16 protein-coding genes are annotated in these 16,223 nt (G+C 39.4%); 13 read left to right on the top strand and 3 right to left on the bottom strand.

Annotated elements, in window-relative coordinates:
* Positions 1–78 precede the first annotated feature (78 nt).
* The 6 genes from SJW71_RS15055 (at position 79) to SJW71_RS15030 (ending at position 6,201) form a co-directional block, all read left to right on the top strand.
* Positions 79–213: a hypothetical protein gene (locus tag SJW71_RS15055; RefSeq protein WP_431811133.1), complete on the top strand. Its 135-nt coding sequence runs from the start codon at positions 79–81 to the stop codon at positions 211–213.
* Between the two features lie 370 nt (positions 214–583).
* The gene (locus SJW71_RS15050) at positions 584–1,003 is read left to right on the top strand and encodes a MarR family winged helix-turn-helix transcriptional regulator (protein WP_322611777.1); all 420 of its coding nucleotides are present in this window, start codon (positions 584–586) and stop codon (positions 1,001–1,003) included.
* A gap of 11 nt (positions 1,004–1,014) precedes the next feature.
* Positions 1,015–2,214 (top strand): MFS transporter, encoded by a 1,200-nt coding sequence (locus SJW71_RS15045; RefSeq protein WP_274796702.1) that lies wholly within the window; start codon positions 1,015–1,017, stop codon positions 2,212–2,214.
* A gap of 161 nt (positions 2,215–2,375) precedes the next feature.
* Entirely contained in the window at positions 2,376–3,245 is an 870-nt protein-coding gene (gene efeO / locus SJW71_RS15040) for an iron uptake system protein EfeO (protein WP_322611775.1), read from the top strand.
* 6 nt (positions 3,246–3,251) lie between these two features.
* The gene (gene efeB / locus SJW71_RS15035; protein ID WP_274796705.1) at positions 3,252–4,511 is read left to right on the top strand and encodes an iron uptake transporter deferrochelatase/peroxidase subunit; all 1,260 of its coding nucleotides are present in this window, start codon (positions 3,252–3,254) and stop codon (positions 4,509–4,511) included.
* Positions 4,486–6,201 (top strand): FTR1 family protein, encoded by a 1,716-nt coding sequence (locus SJW71_RS15030; protein WP_431811132.1) that lies wholly within the window; start codon positions 4,486–4,488, stop codon positions 6,199–6,201. Before efeB ends, SJW71_RS15030 begins: the two co-directional genes overlap by 26 nt.
* A gap of 38 nt (positions 6,202–6,239) precedes the next feature.
* Here SJW71_RS15030 and SJW71_RS15025 read toward each other — a convergent pair whose 3' ends face one another.
* On the bottom strand, positions 6,240–7,094 hold the full coding sequence (locus SJW71_RS15025; protein WP_312507036.1) for a pentapeptide repeat-containing protein: 855 nt from the start codon (positions 7,092–7,094) through the stop codon (positions 6,240–6,242).
* Between the two features lie 151 nt (positions 7,095–7,245).
* On the opposite strand from SJW71_RS15025, the gene SJW71_RS15020 reads away from it, so the two are divergent.
* The 4 genes from SJW71_RS15020 to SJW71_RS15005 all read left to right on the top strand — a co-directional run bounded on the left by SJW71_RS15020 (position 7,246) and on the right by SJW71_RS15005 (position 12,882).
* Complete coding sequence (locus tag SJW71_RS15020) at positions 7,246–8,838, top strand: PucR family transcriptional regulator (protein ID WP_312507037.1); 1,593 nt, start codon at positions 7,246–7,248, stop codon at positions 8,836–8,838.
* A gap of 132 nt (positions 8,839–8,970) precedes the next feature.
* Positions 8,971–10,239, top strand: a complete 1,269-nt coding sequence (locus SJW71_RS15015) for a cytosine permease (protein WP_431811131.1) — start codon at positions 8,971–8,973, stop codon at positions 10,237–10,239.
* Positions 10,236–11,339: a DUF917 domain-containing protein gene (locus SJW71_RS15010; RefSeq protein WP_274796710.1), complete on the top strand. Its 1,104-nt coding sequence runs from the start codon at positions 10,236–10,238 to the stop codon at positions 11,337–11,339. The genes SJW71_RS15015 and SJW71_RS15010 overlap by 4 nt, the downstream gene beginning before the upstream one ends.
* Positions 11,332–12,882 (top strand): hydantoinase/oxoprolinase N-terminal domain-containing protein, encoded by a 1,551-nt coding sequence (locus SJW71_RS15005; RefSeq protein WP_431811130.1) that lies wholly within the window; start codon positions 11,332–11,334, stop codon positions 12,880–12,882. The genes SJW71_RS15010 and SJW71_RS15005 overlap by 8 nt, the downstream gene beginning before the upstream one ends.
* 114 nt (positions 12,883–12,996) lie before the next feature.
* Here SJW71_RS15005 and SJW71_RS15000 read toward each other — a convergent pair whose 3' ends face one another.
* Together SJW71_RS15000 and SJW71_RS14995 are read right to left on the bottom strand one after the other, a co-directional pair.
* Positions 12,997–13,647 (bottom strand): HAD family hydrolase, encoded by a 651-nt coding sequence (locus tag SJW71_RS15000; RefSeq protein WP_431812216.1) that lies wholly within the window; start codon positions 13,645–13,647, stop codon positions 12,997–12,999.
* Positions 13,648–13,689: 42 nt separating this feature from the next.
* Positions 13,690–14,250 carry an AAA family ATPase gene (locus SJW71_RS14995; RefSeq protein WP_274797299.1) on the bottom strand — a complete coding sequence of 187 codons (561 nt, stop codon included), beginning with the start codon at positions 14,248–14,250 and terminating at the stop codon, positions 13,690–13,692.
* 224 nt (positions 14,251–14,474) lie between these two features.
* Here SJW71_RS14995 and SJW71_RS14990 point away from each other — a divergent pair, with 224 nt between their 5' ends.
* The 3 genes from SJW71_RS14990 to SJW71_RS14980 all read left to right on the top strand — a co-directional run bounded on the left by SJW71_RS14990 (position 14,475) and on the right by SJW71_RS14980 (position 16,221).
* Positions 14,475–14,699, top strand: a complete 225-nt coding sequence (locus SJW71_RS14990; RefSeq protein WP_431811129.1) for a hypothetical protein — start codon at positions 14,475–14,477, stop codon at positions 14,697–14,699.
* A 392-nt stretch (positions 14,700–15,091) separates the two neighbouring features.
* The gene (locus SJW71_RS14985) at positions 15,092–15,868 is read left to right on the top strand and encodes a hypothetical protein (protein ID WP_431811128.1); all 777 of its coding nucleotides are present in this window, start codon (positions 15,092–15,094) and stop codon (positions 15,866–15,868) included.
* On the top strand, positions 15,865–16,221 hold the full coding sequence (locus SJW71_RS14980; protein WP_274796714.1) for a GntR family transcriptional regulator: 357 nt from the start codon (positions 15,865–15,867) through the stop codon (positions 16,219–16,221). The genes SJW71_RS14985 and SJW71_RS14980 overlap by 4 nt, the downstream gene beginning before the upstream one ends.
* The last annotated feature ends 2 nt before the right edge of the window (positions 16,222–16,223 follow it).

The raw sequence follows: 16,223 nt of genomic DNA, 5'->3' as shown, positions 1-16,223 counted from the left end.
AGAAAGTAGCGGATAGACCGCGCGAAGTGGTGGATAGAGCGGGGAAAGTGGAGGATACGCATGAAGTAGGTGGATAGAATGCTGAAAGTGACGGATAAGGTTGAGAAAGTAGCGGATAGAACGCGCGAAGTGAAGGATAGAGCGGAGAAAGTGAAGGATAGACCGCGCGAAGTGAAGGATAGAGCGGGGGAAGTGAAGGATACGATTGAGTAGGTGGATAGAATGCTGAAAGTGACGGATAAGAAGGAGAAAGTGGCGGATAGAACGGGCGAAGTGAAGGATAGAGCGGGGGAAGTGGAGGATACGCTTGAAGTGGGTGGATAGAAAGCTGAAAGTGACGGATAAGAAGGAGAAAGTAGCGGATAGAACGGGCGAAGTGATGGATAGAGCGGAGAAAGTGGAGGATAGGATGCTGAAAGTGAAGGATAGAGCAATAAAAGTGAAGGAGACCTCTCTCAAAACCACACATCCCAGGCTAATAGCACATACCCCAAGAGCGGCGTTTCGCTTATTTCCTACTAGACAAATAGAGTTTTTAGGTATATAGTTAGCTAGGCTAACTAATTTAAAAGGAAGTGGTGTTGTGACGATTGAGCAGGAGTTTTTTAATCAGTATCGTTTAATGTATAGGCCTTTTATTAATCAGCTGAATGTGCAGCTTGAGCCTTATCAGTTATATAGTTCGCAGTGGGCTGTACTGCGTTTTTTGAAAGATAGAGGTCCACATTCATTTGTAGATATCGCTACTTTTATGTCGATCGAGAAGCCGAGTGTGACGAAGCTTGTGCATAAGCTTGTGGAGTTAGGCTATGTGGAGACAGTAGCGGGCAAGGATAAGCGTGAGAAGCTTGTCCATTTATCGGCGCATGGTGATGAGCTGGTGCAGGAGATTAAGTTGCATTTGAGTCCGTTTTTTGAGCAGGCCCTAGCAGGTGTGCCAGAGCAAGAGATTGAAATTGCGACCAAGGTTTTAGCAAGAATTTGTATGAATATCAATCAATAGGAGAGAGTAACGTGGAAGCAACCAGAAAGAAACTATGGACAAAGGATTTTTTAATTGTCTCACTTATTAATTTTACCATTACGTTAATCTTTTATTTATTAATGGTTACGATTGCGGCATATGCTGTGGAGCATTTTAATGCTTCGACAAGTACAGCAGGGCTTGTTTCGAGTATTTTTATTATCGGGACACTGATAGGACGTCTTGGTACAGGACGTATTATTGGTGATTGGGGTAGTAAAAAAACATTATTTTGTGGATTACTATTATTTATGTTGTCCACGATGTCTTACTTTATAGCAGGTAATTTGCCATTGCTGATGTTAAATCGTCTAGTGCAGGGGATTGCCCTTGGTATCGCTAGTACAGCAACAGGGACGATTATTGCGCAAATTTTACCACCTGAGCGACGTGGTGAAGGGATTGGTTATTATAGCTTAAGTGCGATTTTAGCTACAGCTATTGGACCATTTATTGGTATTTTATTAACACAGCTTTTTGAAGATTATCGTATGATTTTTGCCGTGGATTCCGTTTTAGCTATTATTTGCTTTTTTATGTATTTTATCGTGACAGTGCCAGATGCACCGAAGAAAGCGAAGGATTCAGCTGTGAAGGCTGGCTTTAAGGTGACAAACTTTATTGAGATGCGTGCTGTGCCTATCGCCTTTGTTGCACTTGTGATTGGCTTTGCCTATTCAGGTGTTATGTCCTTTATGACCTTTTATGCTAAAGAGTTAAATCTTGTATCAGCCGGTAGTTATTTCTTTATTATTTATGCCATTGTGATTTTGGCTACACGTCCATTTACAGGAAAACTACTTGATACAAGAGGAGCCAATATCATTATTTACCCATGCTTAGTTATTTTTGCTATCGGTATGTATGCTTTTAGCTCAGCGACGACTACGATGGCTCTTTTAATTGCTGCTGCATGTATTGGTATTGGTTATGGTAACTTCAACTCCGTTGCACAGGCCATTGCGATCAAAGTAACACCTAATGAGCGTTTAGGACTTGCTACTTCGACTTATTTTATATTTTACGATTTCGGTTTAGGCGTCGGGCCTTATTTCTTAGGATTATTTGTTCCCTCTATGGGCTATAGCGCCATTTTCTTTTCAATGGTATTTGTCATTTTAGTATCGATTGTGCTTTATTATTTCTTACATGGGAAACATGAGAAAATCAAACAAGCGAATATTTCGTAGATTAGAATCATTATATTGTAGAAAAAACGTCTTTTTTCTAGTTGGTTGTGTAGATCAACTGAAAAATGACGTTTTTTTCTTTTTCAAAAAAATATATTGCAATGGAGGATGATAATCATTATCATCACAATATAAAACTAATTCGGAAGTAGGAACGAAGGATGAAAAATAAATCATTATTGTCAGTTTTAGTAGCAGGAGGCATTCTAATGGCTGGCTGTGGCGATACAGAAGAAGTAAAAAAAGAGGACAAGCCGGCAACAGAGCAGTCAGAGCAAGCGACACAAGCAGTCGATTTAACTAATGAACTAACTGCCTATCAACAATTTGCGTTAGAGCAAATGGATCAATTTTTACTAGAAACAGAGAAATTTGTGAACTTATTCAAGGCAGGCGATATTGAAGGCGCAAAAGCAGCGTATGCACCAGCACGTATGTACTTTGAGCGCTCTGAGCCAATCGCAGAAAGCTTTGGAGACCTAGATCCACGTATTGATGGACGTTTAGCAGATATCAAAGACGAAGGCAAGGGCGAGGAAGAATGGTCTGGCTACCATAAGCTTGAGTATGCATTATGGGAAGAAAATACAACAAAAGGCTATGAAGCTGTAGCAGATCAGCTACTTGCAGATGCGAAGGAATTGCACGCTCTTGTGCAAACAGTTGAAGTGACGCCGGATTTAATGATAACAGGTGCAGTAGACTTATTAAATGAAGTATCGACATCTAAAATTACAGGTGAGGAAGAAATTTATTCCCATACAGACCTTTATGATTTTAAAGCGAATATTGAAGGGGCAGAAAAAATCTTTGATATTCTACGCTCAAAATTAGAAGCAAAAGATGAAAAATTAGTGGCCACACTTGATGAAAAATTTAAGGCAGTGGACGATTTATTAGCACAGCATGCAACGGCTAATGGTGGCTATGTGTCATTCGAGGAATTAACAGAGGACAACACAAAAGCACTTGCGGCAGCTGTTAATCAGCTTGGAGAACCATTAAGTCAAATGGGGATCATTTTGGAGTGAACATAAATGACAACATCAAACGATGAAAAATGGATCAATAAGAAAATTTCTAGACGTGATATGCTGAAGCTGACAGGCATTGGGGTTGCAGGTGTTGCCATCGGTGCTTCTGGCTTAGGCGGTGTCATGAAAGCAATGGGCTATAATGTCTTTGAAACGGTAGAAGATAGTACGACAGCTAGCAATAAGGTCAATTTTTATGGCAAGCATCAGTCAGGTATTGTGACACCTGTGCAAAAGAATATTTATTTTGCTTCTTTGGATGTTTTAGTGACAACGAAGAAAGAGCTACAAGAGTTGTTCCAGCAGTGGACACCTCTTGTTGTTCGTTTAATGAACGGTGAATTAATGGTGGATGTATCGACGAATACAAGAGTGCCAACTGGTGATACAGGAGAGGCAGAGGGCTTAGATGCGGCTAATTTATCTATTACGATTGGTGTTGGTCCATCGCTCTTCGATAAGCTTGGCATGCAGCATTTAAAACCGGCAGAACTTAAAGATTTACCACATTTCCCGAAAGATCAGCTACAGAAAGAATATACAGGCGGTGATTTGTGTATTCAAGCATGTGCAGATGATCCGCAGGTGGCTTTCCATGCTGTACGAAATTTAGTGCGAGCTGCATCTGGTAAAGTAGAAATTAAATGGTCTCAGGCTGGCTTTAACTCGTTTCCTGCTGGTGGAGGAACACCGCGAAATCTCTTTGCCTTCAAGGACGGCACCGTGAATCCAGCAATTACGGATGAGAAAGATTTAAATAAGGTTGTATGGGTGGATAAAGGCTGGCTGAAAGGCGGCTCTTATTTAATTGCGCGTAAAGTTCAAATGCATCTTGAAACATGGGATCGCACATCATTGAAAGATCAAGAAGCAACCTTTGGACGTTACCGTGACAGTGGGGCACCCTTTGGCAAAACAAAGGAATTTGATGATTTTGATGTAGAGGCTAAGGATGAGAAAGGGAACTATATTATGCCTGATACATCACATGTCCATTTGGCACGGAAATCAGGTGCGCGTATTTTACGTCGTTCCTATTCATATGCATCAGGTGTTATGTCAAATACAGGAACCCATGATGCAGGGCTTATTTTTATCTCCTTTCAAAAGGACCCAGCCCAATTTACAACAATCCAAAATAGCTTAGGACGAATGGATAAAATGAATGAGTACATTACCCATCGAGGCAGTGCCGTGTTTGCTTGCTTCCCTGGTGTACAAAAGGGGAGTTATTTAGGTGAAGCACTTTTTAATGCGCTGTAGTATGGTCATCGCCTTCATCCTGATTTTAGCTTTGCCTGTGCAAGCTGCGCAATCTTATAGTCATTTATATATTGCGATCAGTGATGCATTGATGAATACAAAGCAGGATAAAGAGACGGAGGCCAAGCAAGCTCTTGAACAATTTGCTACGGACTGGGCTAACGTTTCTTCAGAACAAACAGAGGCAAAAGCCAAAGTCGATAAAATTCTTCAACAGGCCACGGATGCCACTTCCAAGGAACAACGTTTACAGGCGCTGTCGGCTCTATCGAATGCGTTACGTGACTTAGAAAAGCTTGAAAATCCTGTTGATGAAGCGGCACAGCGAACAGAGTTTGGACAAAAATTTAAGCCAATTATGGCAGACTTTGAACAGGCTTTGGCAAGCGGAGATCGTCAGGCCATTGACGAAGCTTATAAAGATTTTAATAATAAATGGAATAAAAATGAACGACCTGTGCGGGAGCAAAGTATTGCGATGTATGGGCAAATCGAAACACAAATGGCATTTCTTCGTATTTCTATTTCCGCTGAGGAACCAGATATAGCGCTAATGAAAACTCAATTTGCCGATTTACAAAAAACGATTGAGGATTTTGTGGCAGGAAAGGAAACAGCTGAAGTAGTAGAAGGTGACTATTCTTTAGCTACATTGATTGCCTATATTGACGAGGCTCAAGATTTCATTGATGCTGGTGATTATCAGTCGGCTTCAAATAAAGTGCGTGAGTTTATTACGATATGGCCAAGTGTAGAAATTGAAATCTCCACACGAAATGGCAGTCTTTATACGAAAATTGAAAGTGATATGCCTATTATTGCGAGTGATTTATTAAAATCTACTGTAAATCAAGAAGCACTGACAAAGCAATTAGATACATTCCGTACTGAAATCGAGCTCATCCAAGGTGATTCCGATTATACAATATGGGACGCCGCATTAATTTTGCTACGTGAAGGACTAGAGGCATTACTTATTATTTTAGCCTTAGTATCATTTCTTGAAAAATCAGGTCAGAAGAAGATGCGAAAATGGATTTATGTTGGTGCATTTGTCGGTGTGTTTTTATCAGCCGTCGCAGCTATTCTTATGTCGACCATTTTAAATTCAGCTACGATTGATACGAATCGAGAATTAATGGAAGGCTATGTCGGCTTATTAGCGGCTGCTATGATGATTGGTGTCGGCATTTGGCTGCATAGTAAATCCAATGTGGTCAGTTGGAATCGCTATATTTCGAAGCAAATGGGTCAGGCTATTTCCAGTGGCTCTATTGTGGCAATGGCTGCAATCAGCTTCTTGTCAGTCTTTCGTGAAGGGGCGGAAACACTTGTCTTTTATGCGGGTATTGCCCCGAAAATGGAGACCTCACAATTTATCCTCGGGATTGTCGTAGCACTGCTGATTCTTGCAGTACTTGCCATTGTCTTGTTTAAAGCAAGTGGCAAAATTCCAGTTCATAAATTCTTTGCGGTAGCGACCATTTTAATTTACGTACTAGCCTTTAAAATTATTGGTGTCAGCCTGCATACATTGCAGCTCACTGATCATTTGTCTTCAACAATTGTCGATCGCTTCCCGGTTATGAGCTTGATTGGCTTCTATCCAACTGTGGAAACAATGATTGGTCAAGCTATTTTACTAGTGTTAGTGGCAGCTACTGTCATCTATAAAAAGAAACAAGCTTAAAGAGAAAGGTAGATGACTGAAAACGTCATCTACCTTTTTTATTGCCAATGGGCAGGTCGCTTTATATAGGAAGGTAATTTCGTGTAGCGATCACCCTGTGCTGCATTGATTTGCATTTGGGTTAAAAACATACTTGTCGACAGGTCTGCACCGCGCAAATTGGCATCCCGCAAATCAGCTCCGATGAAATCTACCTCTCGTAAATTAGCATCTTGTAAATTGGCCGCAATTAAATAGCCACCTCGAAGGTCCGTTCCACGTAAATCTTTGCCCTTTAAATTTTTGCCCATCCAATCAGCCCCACGCTGATTCAATTGTTTAGAAGCTTTCCCCTTTAGGCTATGTAGACGAATTTGTTCGCTTGTTTTGAGCAATAGTGCATTGACAGGCACACGTATTGCTACCATATCCAGTGCTAATAAGGCATCTGCATCTAATTCTGTTGTTTGTTGGAGCAATTCCAATTGAGCTAGAAGCTGCTCGTAAAGGTCGTTATTCACTGGATAGGATAATGCCTCTGCCACATACGCAATCATTTCGTAAAGCTGTTCCATCATTGGAAATACTCGAAACATCTTGTCAGCATGCTCACGGGATTGTCGCCAATCTTGCCCCTGAAATGTGACTTGTGAAACCTGCTGTCCTGCACCTAAGCAATCAAAAACCGTACAGCCTTTGAAGCCTGTTTCTCTTAGTTCGCTATGAATGTGACAGCTATAATTATCCTGCAAATTGGGGCATGGTGAGCCTGCTGGTTTATTGATCGCAAAGTCACTTGAAGCAACAATATTTAAAGCCGTACAGCATAAGCCAAAACAGCTTTGACAATCAGCCTGTAAGCTCTCGCGGATGTTTATGCCCACTGATGAATCTCTATTTGTCAGATTTGACATGGTTAAATTCCTCTCTTACCTTCTAAACTTAGTTTTTATTTTATCACTTACTCACTTGAAGTTGAACAAGAGAGAAAATGGTTTTTGAAAGATCATAGGGGATATGGTATTCTTCTTCAAAAGATGTTGTAGAGAAAAGTGGTGGTTGAACATGGGGGTAACGGTCAATGAATTATTACATTTGCCATCCTTTCGAGGGGCAGAGGTTTTAACGGGTCGAGATAATCTTCATCGTACTGTATCTTCTTTATCCGTGTTAGAAGTATCGAATGTTGATTTTTATTCCAGAATTATTAACCGTGTACAAGAGGAATGGTATGCAGAGGAGCTTGTTATTAGCTCATTTTATTCCATTCGAGATAGTGTGGAACAGCAATGTGAAACGATTCAGCATTTACATGATTTAGGCGAGCTAGGTCTTATTTTATATTATGTAGGGATTGTGTTGCCTGATATTCCAGAGGAGGTCCTGACTCTAGCAGAATCACAGGGCTTTATTATCATTTGTATGCCAAGAAATGATTATTCCCTGCGCTATAATGAGGTTATTTATGAGGTTATGGAAGCCATTATTAGTCATCAAGGAGTCAATGATCATTTTGTCAAAGAGACGTTAGAAAAGGTATCCTTACTGCCAGAGCATTTAAGAAGTGTAGAAATTACGTTAAAAATGCTTTCGGATCGTTTGAAAGCCAATATTCTGCTAACGAATAGTCATTTTGATATTGTGAACCAAGTGATGTGGCCACGAAATTCAACATTAGATGTGGCGAAGGTCATTGCGGAATGTAGCCAATCGAATTTCCATCGAGAAGCAGGAACATTCGAGTTCCAACGAAGTACTGTCTCCTGTGTTGTTGAATATAAAAAAGTACACCAAAAAAATGGCGAGCCTCTTTATCTATTTCTGATAAAAGAAAATACAAAACTGCCAACTAAAACGATTGATAAAGTAAGTGAAGTGGTGCAAGTTGCGATTAATTTATGGGGGGATAAGCATGATGAGGTAAGTGAATATGCCTTAGTCAAAGCTATTATCAATGATGAAAGTGAGAAAATGAGAAGATTAGCAAATCTCCTTCATATTGATGTTTCTGCCATTCAGATGATGTGGTTAGTGTACATGCATGATCTTGCCGATGAAAAAAGAATTCGAGATGAATTAGATGAGCAACTGTCAACATATTACCAAACAAGAGTAATACAGTGCATGGATCAATGTGTTATTGTGCTGTTAGGGAATTGTCTTTATAAGCACCATGAGTTTGACATTGCAGTCGAATATTGTGAAACCACCAATTTTGATGATCAAATTGCGGAAATCGTTTATGCACCTAAAATGAAAAATACAAAGTCTGTGCGCCAAATGTATCAATTGGTTAATCAGGTAGGGGCTAAGGCGCATACCATTTATCCCATGCGAACGTTGTTTACAGCAGCAGAGGTACGTTCGATGAAAAGGGCTATAGATGTTAGTAGGCAGGGAGAAGAAATCATTGAAGAACATCTGTCTGTCATAGAACCCATTTTGCGGGAGCGTGATTCCCTGCAAACATTGATTACCTTTTTATTGGATGCGAATGCTAGTGTGGAGCGCTGTGCGGAGCTCCTTTATATTCATAAAAATACAGTGAAATATCGTATTAAAAAAATTAGTGAGCAGATTGGCACAGATGTGACAGTGTACTCAGAATTTTACGATGTGTATATGGCTTGTATGCTGTATCGCTTGATTAATGATTAGAATAATCTGAAATTTTGTCAATTTGAACAAAATTTCAGATTATTTTTTTCATTTACGCAAAAGACGTGACGCCTACCTTTCTTTTATAATAAAAAACATTAATCCACCACCTAAGTAGAAGGAGGGAGTCACATGCAAAATAATAATAAAAGTCAGTCTTGGTATAGCTTGGGTATTATTTGGGCTGGCGCCATGATTTGTATTCCCAGTTTATTAGTAGGTAACGCACTCATTACCAATATGAGTTTATCAAAGGCACTTGCGGTTGCTTTTGTAGGCTACGCAATTGTCGTGTTCATTATGGTTTTACAAGGAATGCAAAGCAGTGATTTAGGAAAACCAACTGTCCATGTTGCTGGGCACGTGTTTGGTAAAAAAGGCTCTCGAACAATCTTGTCCATCATTTTAGCCATTGCCTGCTTAGGATGGTTTGGTATTCAGGCCAATGTTTGTGGGGTCGCCTTAGCCAATTTGTTAGCCATTTATCATGTGAATATACCGATTCCGCTTGCTTCATTCATAAGTGGAATGGTGATGGTTGTTTCAGCGCTTTATGGAATGAAAGTGTTGCGTATTTTAAGCTATATTGCAGTACCTTTACTCGTAATCATTTGTCTTTACGGTTTAGGTCAAACATTATCAGGCGATCAGCTTCAGCTCATACGCGATTATCAGCCACAAGGCAATATGAGCTTTATGGATGGTTTAGCCGTTACCATTGGATCGTTTGCCTTAGGGGCCGTCATAGCGGGTGATTATTCACAATTTTCCAAAAAACGTTCAGATGTTGTCAAAGCAGCTACATTGGGGATTATTCCAGCAGGTGTGCTGATGATTGCGGTTGGGGCTATTTTAACCATTGCCTACCAAACAAGTGATATTACAGCTGTCTTTCTGCATATCGCTACACCGTTTATTGGTGGGGTTGGTTTAATTTTAGCGACATGGAAAACCAACTTGGTAAATGCGATTTCAGGCGGTATTGCTTTAATAAATGTATTCGATATTGCTAAAAACAAAGAACGATTAGCGATTGGTGTCGCGGGAACAATTGGTACGGTACTGGCCGTGGTAGGAATTTTAAATTATTTTACACCCATCATGTCCATCTTATCAGCTATGATTCCACCTGTTGCAGGTGTGATGATTGCTTCTTATTGGGTCATTCATCGAGGGAAGATAGATAGCTGGCATGAGATTGAAGGTGTGAATCGATTAGGGGTGTTTTCTTGGCTTGTTGGCGCAGTGATTGCCTGTATGCCAGTAGTCTTCTCCTTATTCCCTGAATTGCCACCATTACCAAACCAACCGATGATCGGCATCCTTATTTCTTTCCTTATTTATTATATTGGCTATCGAGTATCCGTACAAAAAACTGTCATACTGGAGGAACATAGATGAGATATTTAGATCAAGCAGCAATTGAACATATTGCCATTGGGGCAGCATTTCTAGGAACAGGTGGAGGAGGAGATCCTTATATTGGGAAGCTAATGGCCCTTTCTGCCATCGAAAAAAATGGGCCTGTAAAATTGTATTCAGTGGATGAAATTGCAGACGATGACTTTTTCATTCCAGCAGCTATGATGGGTGCACCATCTGTGTTAGTAGAGAAATTTCCACGTGGTGATGAATTTGTAAAAGTTTTCCAAAAGCTTGCGCAGTATTTGGGTAAAGAAAAAATTGCTGGAACATACCCGATGGAAGCGGGTGGGGTCAACTCGATGATTCCGATTGTAGTTGCTGCACAGCTAGGGTTACCGTTAATTGATTGTGATGGAATGGGTCGTGCATTTCCTGAGTTACAAATGGTGACATTTAACCTTGATGGAATTTCGGCAACACCTATGGCCATTACAGATGAAAAAGGGAATATTGGTATTTTTGAAACGATTGATAATAAATGGACAGAGCGTATCGCACGGTCGGCAACTGTCGAAATGGGAGCTAGCTCATTAGTAAGCTTGTATCCAACAACGGGTGCGCAAATCAAGCAAAGCGGTGTGCATCATATCGTGACACTTTCAGAAAAAATCGGTGAAATTATTGCCTCGAAAAATCAAGAGGTAAACGATAAGCTGCAACATCTTTTAGAGCTTGTGAAGGGCTTTGAGCTATTCCAAGGGAAAATTGTAGATGTTATTCGTGAAACAAAGGGTGGCTTTAACCTAGGTAAAATGAATCTTGAAGGCATTGCTCATTATAAAAATGATCAAATGAAAGTTCATTTCCAAAATGAAAATCTATTAGCAGAGAAGAATGATAAAGTGGTAGCGATGACGCCAGATCTTATCTGTCTGGTTGATTATGAAACATTGCTGCCTGTGACAACAGAAAGTCTAAAATACGGCAAACGAGTGCGCGTAATTGGCCTACCAGCTCATGAAAAGTGGCGTACCGCTAAAGGGATTGAAACGGCTGGACCAAAATACTTTGGCTATGATTACGATTACGTGCCAATTGAAGAAATGGTGAAAAAGGAGGTTGCAGAACATGTATAAAATTGGAATTGATGTAGGTGGAACAAACACAGATGCGATTCTTTTAGACCATAATAGTCAGCTAATTTATAGTGTGAAATCACCAACAAGTTTAGATATTAAAACCGGTATTGAAAAGTCCTTGCAACAATTACTACAAGGTGCCAACATTGATAAAACAAAAATTACCCATGCGATGTTAGGGACAACGCAATGTACAAATGCCATCGTGGAACGTAAAAAGCTCGCGAAGGTCGGCGTCATTCGATTAGGCTATCCAGCAACAGCCTCAGTGTTACCTTACACAGCTTGGCCAACAGATATGATTGATAAATTATCAGGTAATTATGCGATTGCTCATGGTGGCTATGAATACGATGGCCAATTACTAAGTGCACTTGATCAGGAAGAAATTAAGAAGCTATTAAAAGAATGGCAGGATGAAGTAGAATCGATTGCGATTGTAGGTGTCTTTTCTTCAATTAAAAATGACCAAGAATTACAGGTTCGTCAATGGATTCAAGAAGCCTATGGAGAGGATTTCCCCATTTCCTGCTCATCCCTAATTGGTTCGGTTGGATTAATTGAACGTGAAAATGCAACGATTCTCAATGCTGCTTTATGTAAGGTCATCGAAACGACAACCCAGGGCTTTATTCAGGCACTTCAAGCGGAAGGTATTTTTAACGTGGATGTTTACTTATGTCAGAATGATGGGACGTTAATGTCGATAGATTACGCGAAGCAATTCCCAATCCTGACGATTGCATGTGGGCCAACAAACAGTATTCGAGGCGCTTCGTATCTATCCCAAATTCAAAATACAATGGTGTTGGACGTGGGTGGAACAACTTCCGATATAGGTGTGTTACAGGATGGATTCCCGCGTGAATCGTCCGTTGCCGTGGAAGTAGGGGACATCCGTACGAACTTTAGAATGCCAGATATTATTTCGGTCGGACTCGGTGGTGGTAGTATTGTTCGGGTGAAGGACGACAAAATTACTGTAGGACCAGATAGTGTAGGCTATAAAATTAGTGAAGAAGCACTCGTATTTGGAGGCTCCACTTTGACAACAACCGATATTGCTGTACGACTTGGTTTAGCCAATGTAGGCGATCGTAATCTAGTGGCTCATATTGATGAGGCATTTGCTAAAGCTGTTCAAGAAGAAATTTCTTTGTTATTGGAGCAAGCCATTGATAAAATGAAAACCTCATCTGAGGATGTATCACTAATCTTAGTCGGTGGTGGCAGTATCATTGTACCTGACAGCATTCGCGGTGTTTCCAAAATTGTAAAAAATGAAAATGGTGGTGTTGCGAATGCCATTGGTGCCTCCATCGCACAAATTAGTGGCCAATATGAGCAAATTTATATTTATTCCAAAGAGCCTCGTGAGGAATCACTGAGGGACGCCGAAAATAAAGCAGTAAAACAAGCCGTGTTAGCAGGGGCCCTTGCAGATACGATTGAGCTAGTAGAAGTGGAAGAAACGCCACTAGCCTACCATCCAGAAAATGCAACAAGACTAAAAGTAAAAGTAGTAGGGAAAATGGTATAACGTTAAAAGGAAGAGTCTTAGGTAAATAAGGCTCTTCCTTTCATCGTGTTGAAATAAAATAATGCTCTGAAATGGACGTTGGAGTGATCCTCTTGCCTTACCTATTGTTATTTTTTATCTCATCAGTAATTGGTCCAACGATTGAATCTCAGCATATGGTTTGATGTCCGTTTCATTTGTGAATTCATGGGGATTGAACCAAATACCCTTGATGTTAGCCCGTTGACAACCTCCAATATCCTTTTCTATATCATCTCCAACGAATAATGTAACTTCAGGCTGAACATGAAGCTGATGTAAGGCGTAGTCAAATATTCGTTTGTCGGGCTTGCTGTAACCCACTTCTTCAGAAATGATGATGTCATCAAAGCAACTATTTAATTGTGTATTTATGATTTTAGCTTTTTGTCTTTGAACTGTGCCATTTGTGATAATACCAACTTTTACATGCATTTTAATTGTTTGAATGATTTTCAACGTTTGTGGGTTGATCGAAAAACAATGAGGAAAATGATCATTCCAAAAATCTTGCATGTCATGATGGGGCAGTCGAAAGCTTGGTGGAAATTCATCAAAAAACGATTGTAAAACAGTTGTTTTATCAGAAATGCCATAGTCATTTTTATCGTATGCTTTAAATTTTTCTAACATGTCGTTTTTTACAGAATGCTGAAGATCCTGATAAAATCTATCTAAAATCAAGAAAAATAGATGATCGACGGCCTGATCTCGATTCAGTAAGGTATCATCTAAATCAAATAGCATCGCTTGAAAGCCTCTCAACTGTTTTCACACCCTTAAACTTTACTAGAAATGAAACGTTTGTTTGATGATTTTGGCTACTTCTTGTGCATCTAACTTTGTATTGTTTATTTTAATATAGTTCGAATACTGAATTTCACCATCTAATGAATTCAACCTGTATGAATCCATTGAATTTTTTAAGTCAGCTTCAGACCATTCAATATCTCTTTTAGATGGCTTATGCTTCAGTCGATTATCGCTTTTATTTCGTTCAAGTCGTTCTTCAAGATCAGCCTCAAGCTCCACATAGTAGACAGTACCACCTCGGGATTCAAACAACTGGGAAACTTGATTTACATAATCCCAGTCATCTTGTAGATTAAATGCCCAAACATACGTAAAAATCATGCCATACATATCGCTTTTTGAGGCTTCTTCAAATATCTCCTGACGAAACAAATGGACTAATCTTTTTCCTTCTTTCGTGCTGTAATCAAAAAAATGACCAACTAAATCAATCGTCATATGATTATGAAAAAGCTTCAAATCAGTAATTTTTGCCAATTCCTGCCCAACAGTCATCTTTCCCACTGCTTGGGGTCCAAAGATAAGAATAAGTTTCATCACTACCTCCAGTAAACGGTTTTCATAAGTTATTTTTTTACGTATGTTTATATTAACATAAATATCCAATCTTTGGATTGAGAATAAATAGATAAATGACGTTGAAAGAGTATATGTCTCTAGGGAATCAATAGAAGGTAGCATCCTGCTAAACTATATGTTGTATATTAAACTCATAGCTAGTGAACGAAAACAGGTCATTAAATAATGAAAGGAGGGGAGGAATGCTAGTACTGTGGAGTGCATCCTTGGTGATCGCGATTTTTGCCTTTGTTTTAGCAGTAGTTAAGCTTTCATGGATGTATATGATGGTTAGTACCATTACGTCCATACCCGCTACAAGTTATTTTATCGGAGCAACTAATGCTTGGAAGTATACTGGTTTAACCCCTCTTATCTTATTCATGTTGACAGTCGTTTTTGGGTTTTTAGAAAAACGGCAAGAATAGGAGAAGTGCTTTTTTCGAGGAGCCCCAACAGTTAGACATGTTGGGGTTTATTAAGTCCAATGATTAAAATTCCTTTATTCTATCTCTACATCAAAAATAAAAGATTGTTTTCCTTGCTTCACGTTGCTTTGACCTCATACAGATAATAATCCTCTTTCGTTGGCATGGATCATCTTCCATTTCTACAATTTCATTTGAATCGTCCTCATTTCATTTAATAACAGTAATAGAGACAGTGGATTTTGGTTAAGGTCAAATTTTAAAATTTTCTCTTTTTCTACTTCTAACGTTGCAAATTAATCTAATTTTCCTTTTTCTTGTAGTTGGCACTTGCGAAGAAAAATGTCATAGTGTAATATCTAACTAGTACACTATGACACGAGGTGTTGAGGTTGAAGAGTTTTGCAGGACTTTTGAAAAAAGAATGGGTACTTTATCGATCATGGTTTCTAGTGGCAGTTTTTACTGGCATCATGCTCACTTGGATTGTTCCCTATGTATTACATCAATTCGTTGATATTTTTGCCCATGCGCATCAGCTCGCATTTGCTTTTACGCTTATCGTACTATTCGTTGGTGGATTTTATTCCATATGGCAATTTTTAGCGAGTGTGCGGTTGGATATTAAAGCTAGGGAGAGCTGGCTTCATTCCACTAGTTCCATCACGAAGTTAATCGGGGCAAAGATGGTCTGTTCGCTTATAGGCTATTCATTGTTTAATACGATCTTTGTGAGTATCGCCATCTTTAATATAAAAGAAGAGCTTATTGCAAATATTGGACAAATTTTGTTTGTATTAGTATTAATTGTTATTGTATTGACTTTATTCCAATTAATGCTATTTATTCTTCTCTTATTCTTCTTAGCTTTTTATTTGCAAATGAAGCATGTGATTGGCCGTTTTTCCATCGTGTTGACCATGCTTGCGTTTTATTTAACATCCACTGCCTGGGTTCATATAACGGAAAGCTCATTGTACCAAACGATTTTCCAGCATGGAGCTATTCCTTTACGTAAGATAGAACCTTTTTTACCACAATTAAAAGTTTCGACAATGGAATGGAAGCTCGGTTCATTGTATGCCGTAGAAGAAATAGCCTTTACCTTGTTGATGGTAGTGCTCTTTATAGTGGCATCCAGATGGCTTGAAAAGGTGGTTTTACGATGACGATAGATTTTTCGCGTGATAAACCTATTTATAGCCAGCTTGTCGATCGAATTTGTGGAGATATTTTAAAAGGGAAGCTAGAGCTTGGGGATCGGCTTCCTTCTGTTCGAGAATACGCGGTTGAAGCAGGGGTCAATGTCAATACGGTGCAACGTGTTTATAAGGAGTTAGAGGCAATGAATATTACGGAAACCAAACGAGGACAGGGTACATTTATTACCACGAATGAGAAACGTATTGAGTTGTTACGGGAAGATATGAAGAATCAGTTAGCTGAACATTTTTTACTGTCGATAGAAGCATTAGGATTTTCTAAGGAAGAAATGCTCATTGTTTTGAAAAATAAAGGGTGAGG

The organism is Lysinibacillus sp. FW12 (assembly GCF_050817245.1).
GTDB lineage: Bacteria > Bacillota > Bacilli > Bacillales_A > Planococcaceae > Lysinibacillus > Lysinibacillus irui.
Note: the sequence above shows the minus strand (reverse complement) of the source record. Positions and strands in the feature narration are given on the sequence as shown.

Coding starts and splice junctions, on each gene's coding strand:
- SJW71_RS15055 (WP_431811133.1), top strand. CDS start 79: ATGCTGAAAGTGACGGATAAGGTTGAGAAAGTAGCGGATAGAACGCGC.
- efeO (WP_322611775.1), top strand. CDS start 2,376: ATGAAAAATAAATCATTATTGTCAGTTTTAGTAGCAGGAGGCATTCTA.
- efeB (WP_274796705.1), top strand. CDS start 3,252: ATGACAACATCAAACGATGAAAAATGGATCAATAAGAAAATTTCTAGA.
- SJW71_RS15025 (WP_312507036.1), bottom strand. CDS start 7,094: ATGTCAAATCTGACAAATAGAGATTCATCAGTGGGCATAAACATCCGC.
- SJW71_RS15020 (WP_312507037.1), top strand. CDS start 7,246: ATGGGGGTAACGGTCAATGAATTATTACATTTGCCATCCTTTCGAGGG.
- SJW71_RS15015 (WP_431811131.1), top strand. CDS start 8,971: ATGCAAAATAATAATAAAAGTCAGTCTTGGTATAGCTTGGGTATTATT.
- SJW71_RS15010 (WP_274796710.1), top strand. CDS start 10,236: ATGAGATATTTAGATCAAGCAGCAATTGAACATATTGCCATTGGGGCA.
- SJW71_RS15005 (WP_431811130.1), top strand. CDS start 11,332: ATGTATAAAATTGGAATTGATGTAGGTGGAACAAACACAGATGCGATT.
- SJW71_RS15000 (WP_431812216.1), bottom strand. CDS start 13,647: ATGCTATTTGATTTAGATGATACCTTACTGAATCGAGATCAGGCCGTC.
- SJW71_RS14995 (WP_274797299.1), bottom strand. CDS start 14,250: ATGAAACTTATTCTTATCTTTGGACCCCAAGCAGTGGGAAAGATGACT.
- SJW71_RS14990 (WP_431811129.1), top strand. CDS start 14,475: ATGCTAGTACTGTGGAGTGCATCCTTGGTGATCGCGATTTTTGCCTTT.
- SJW71_RS14980 (WP_274796714.1), top strand. CDS start 15,865: ATGACGATAGATTTTTCGCGTGATAAACCTATTTATAGCCAGCTTGTC.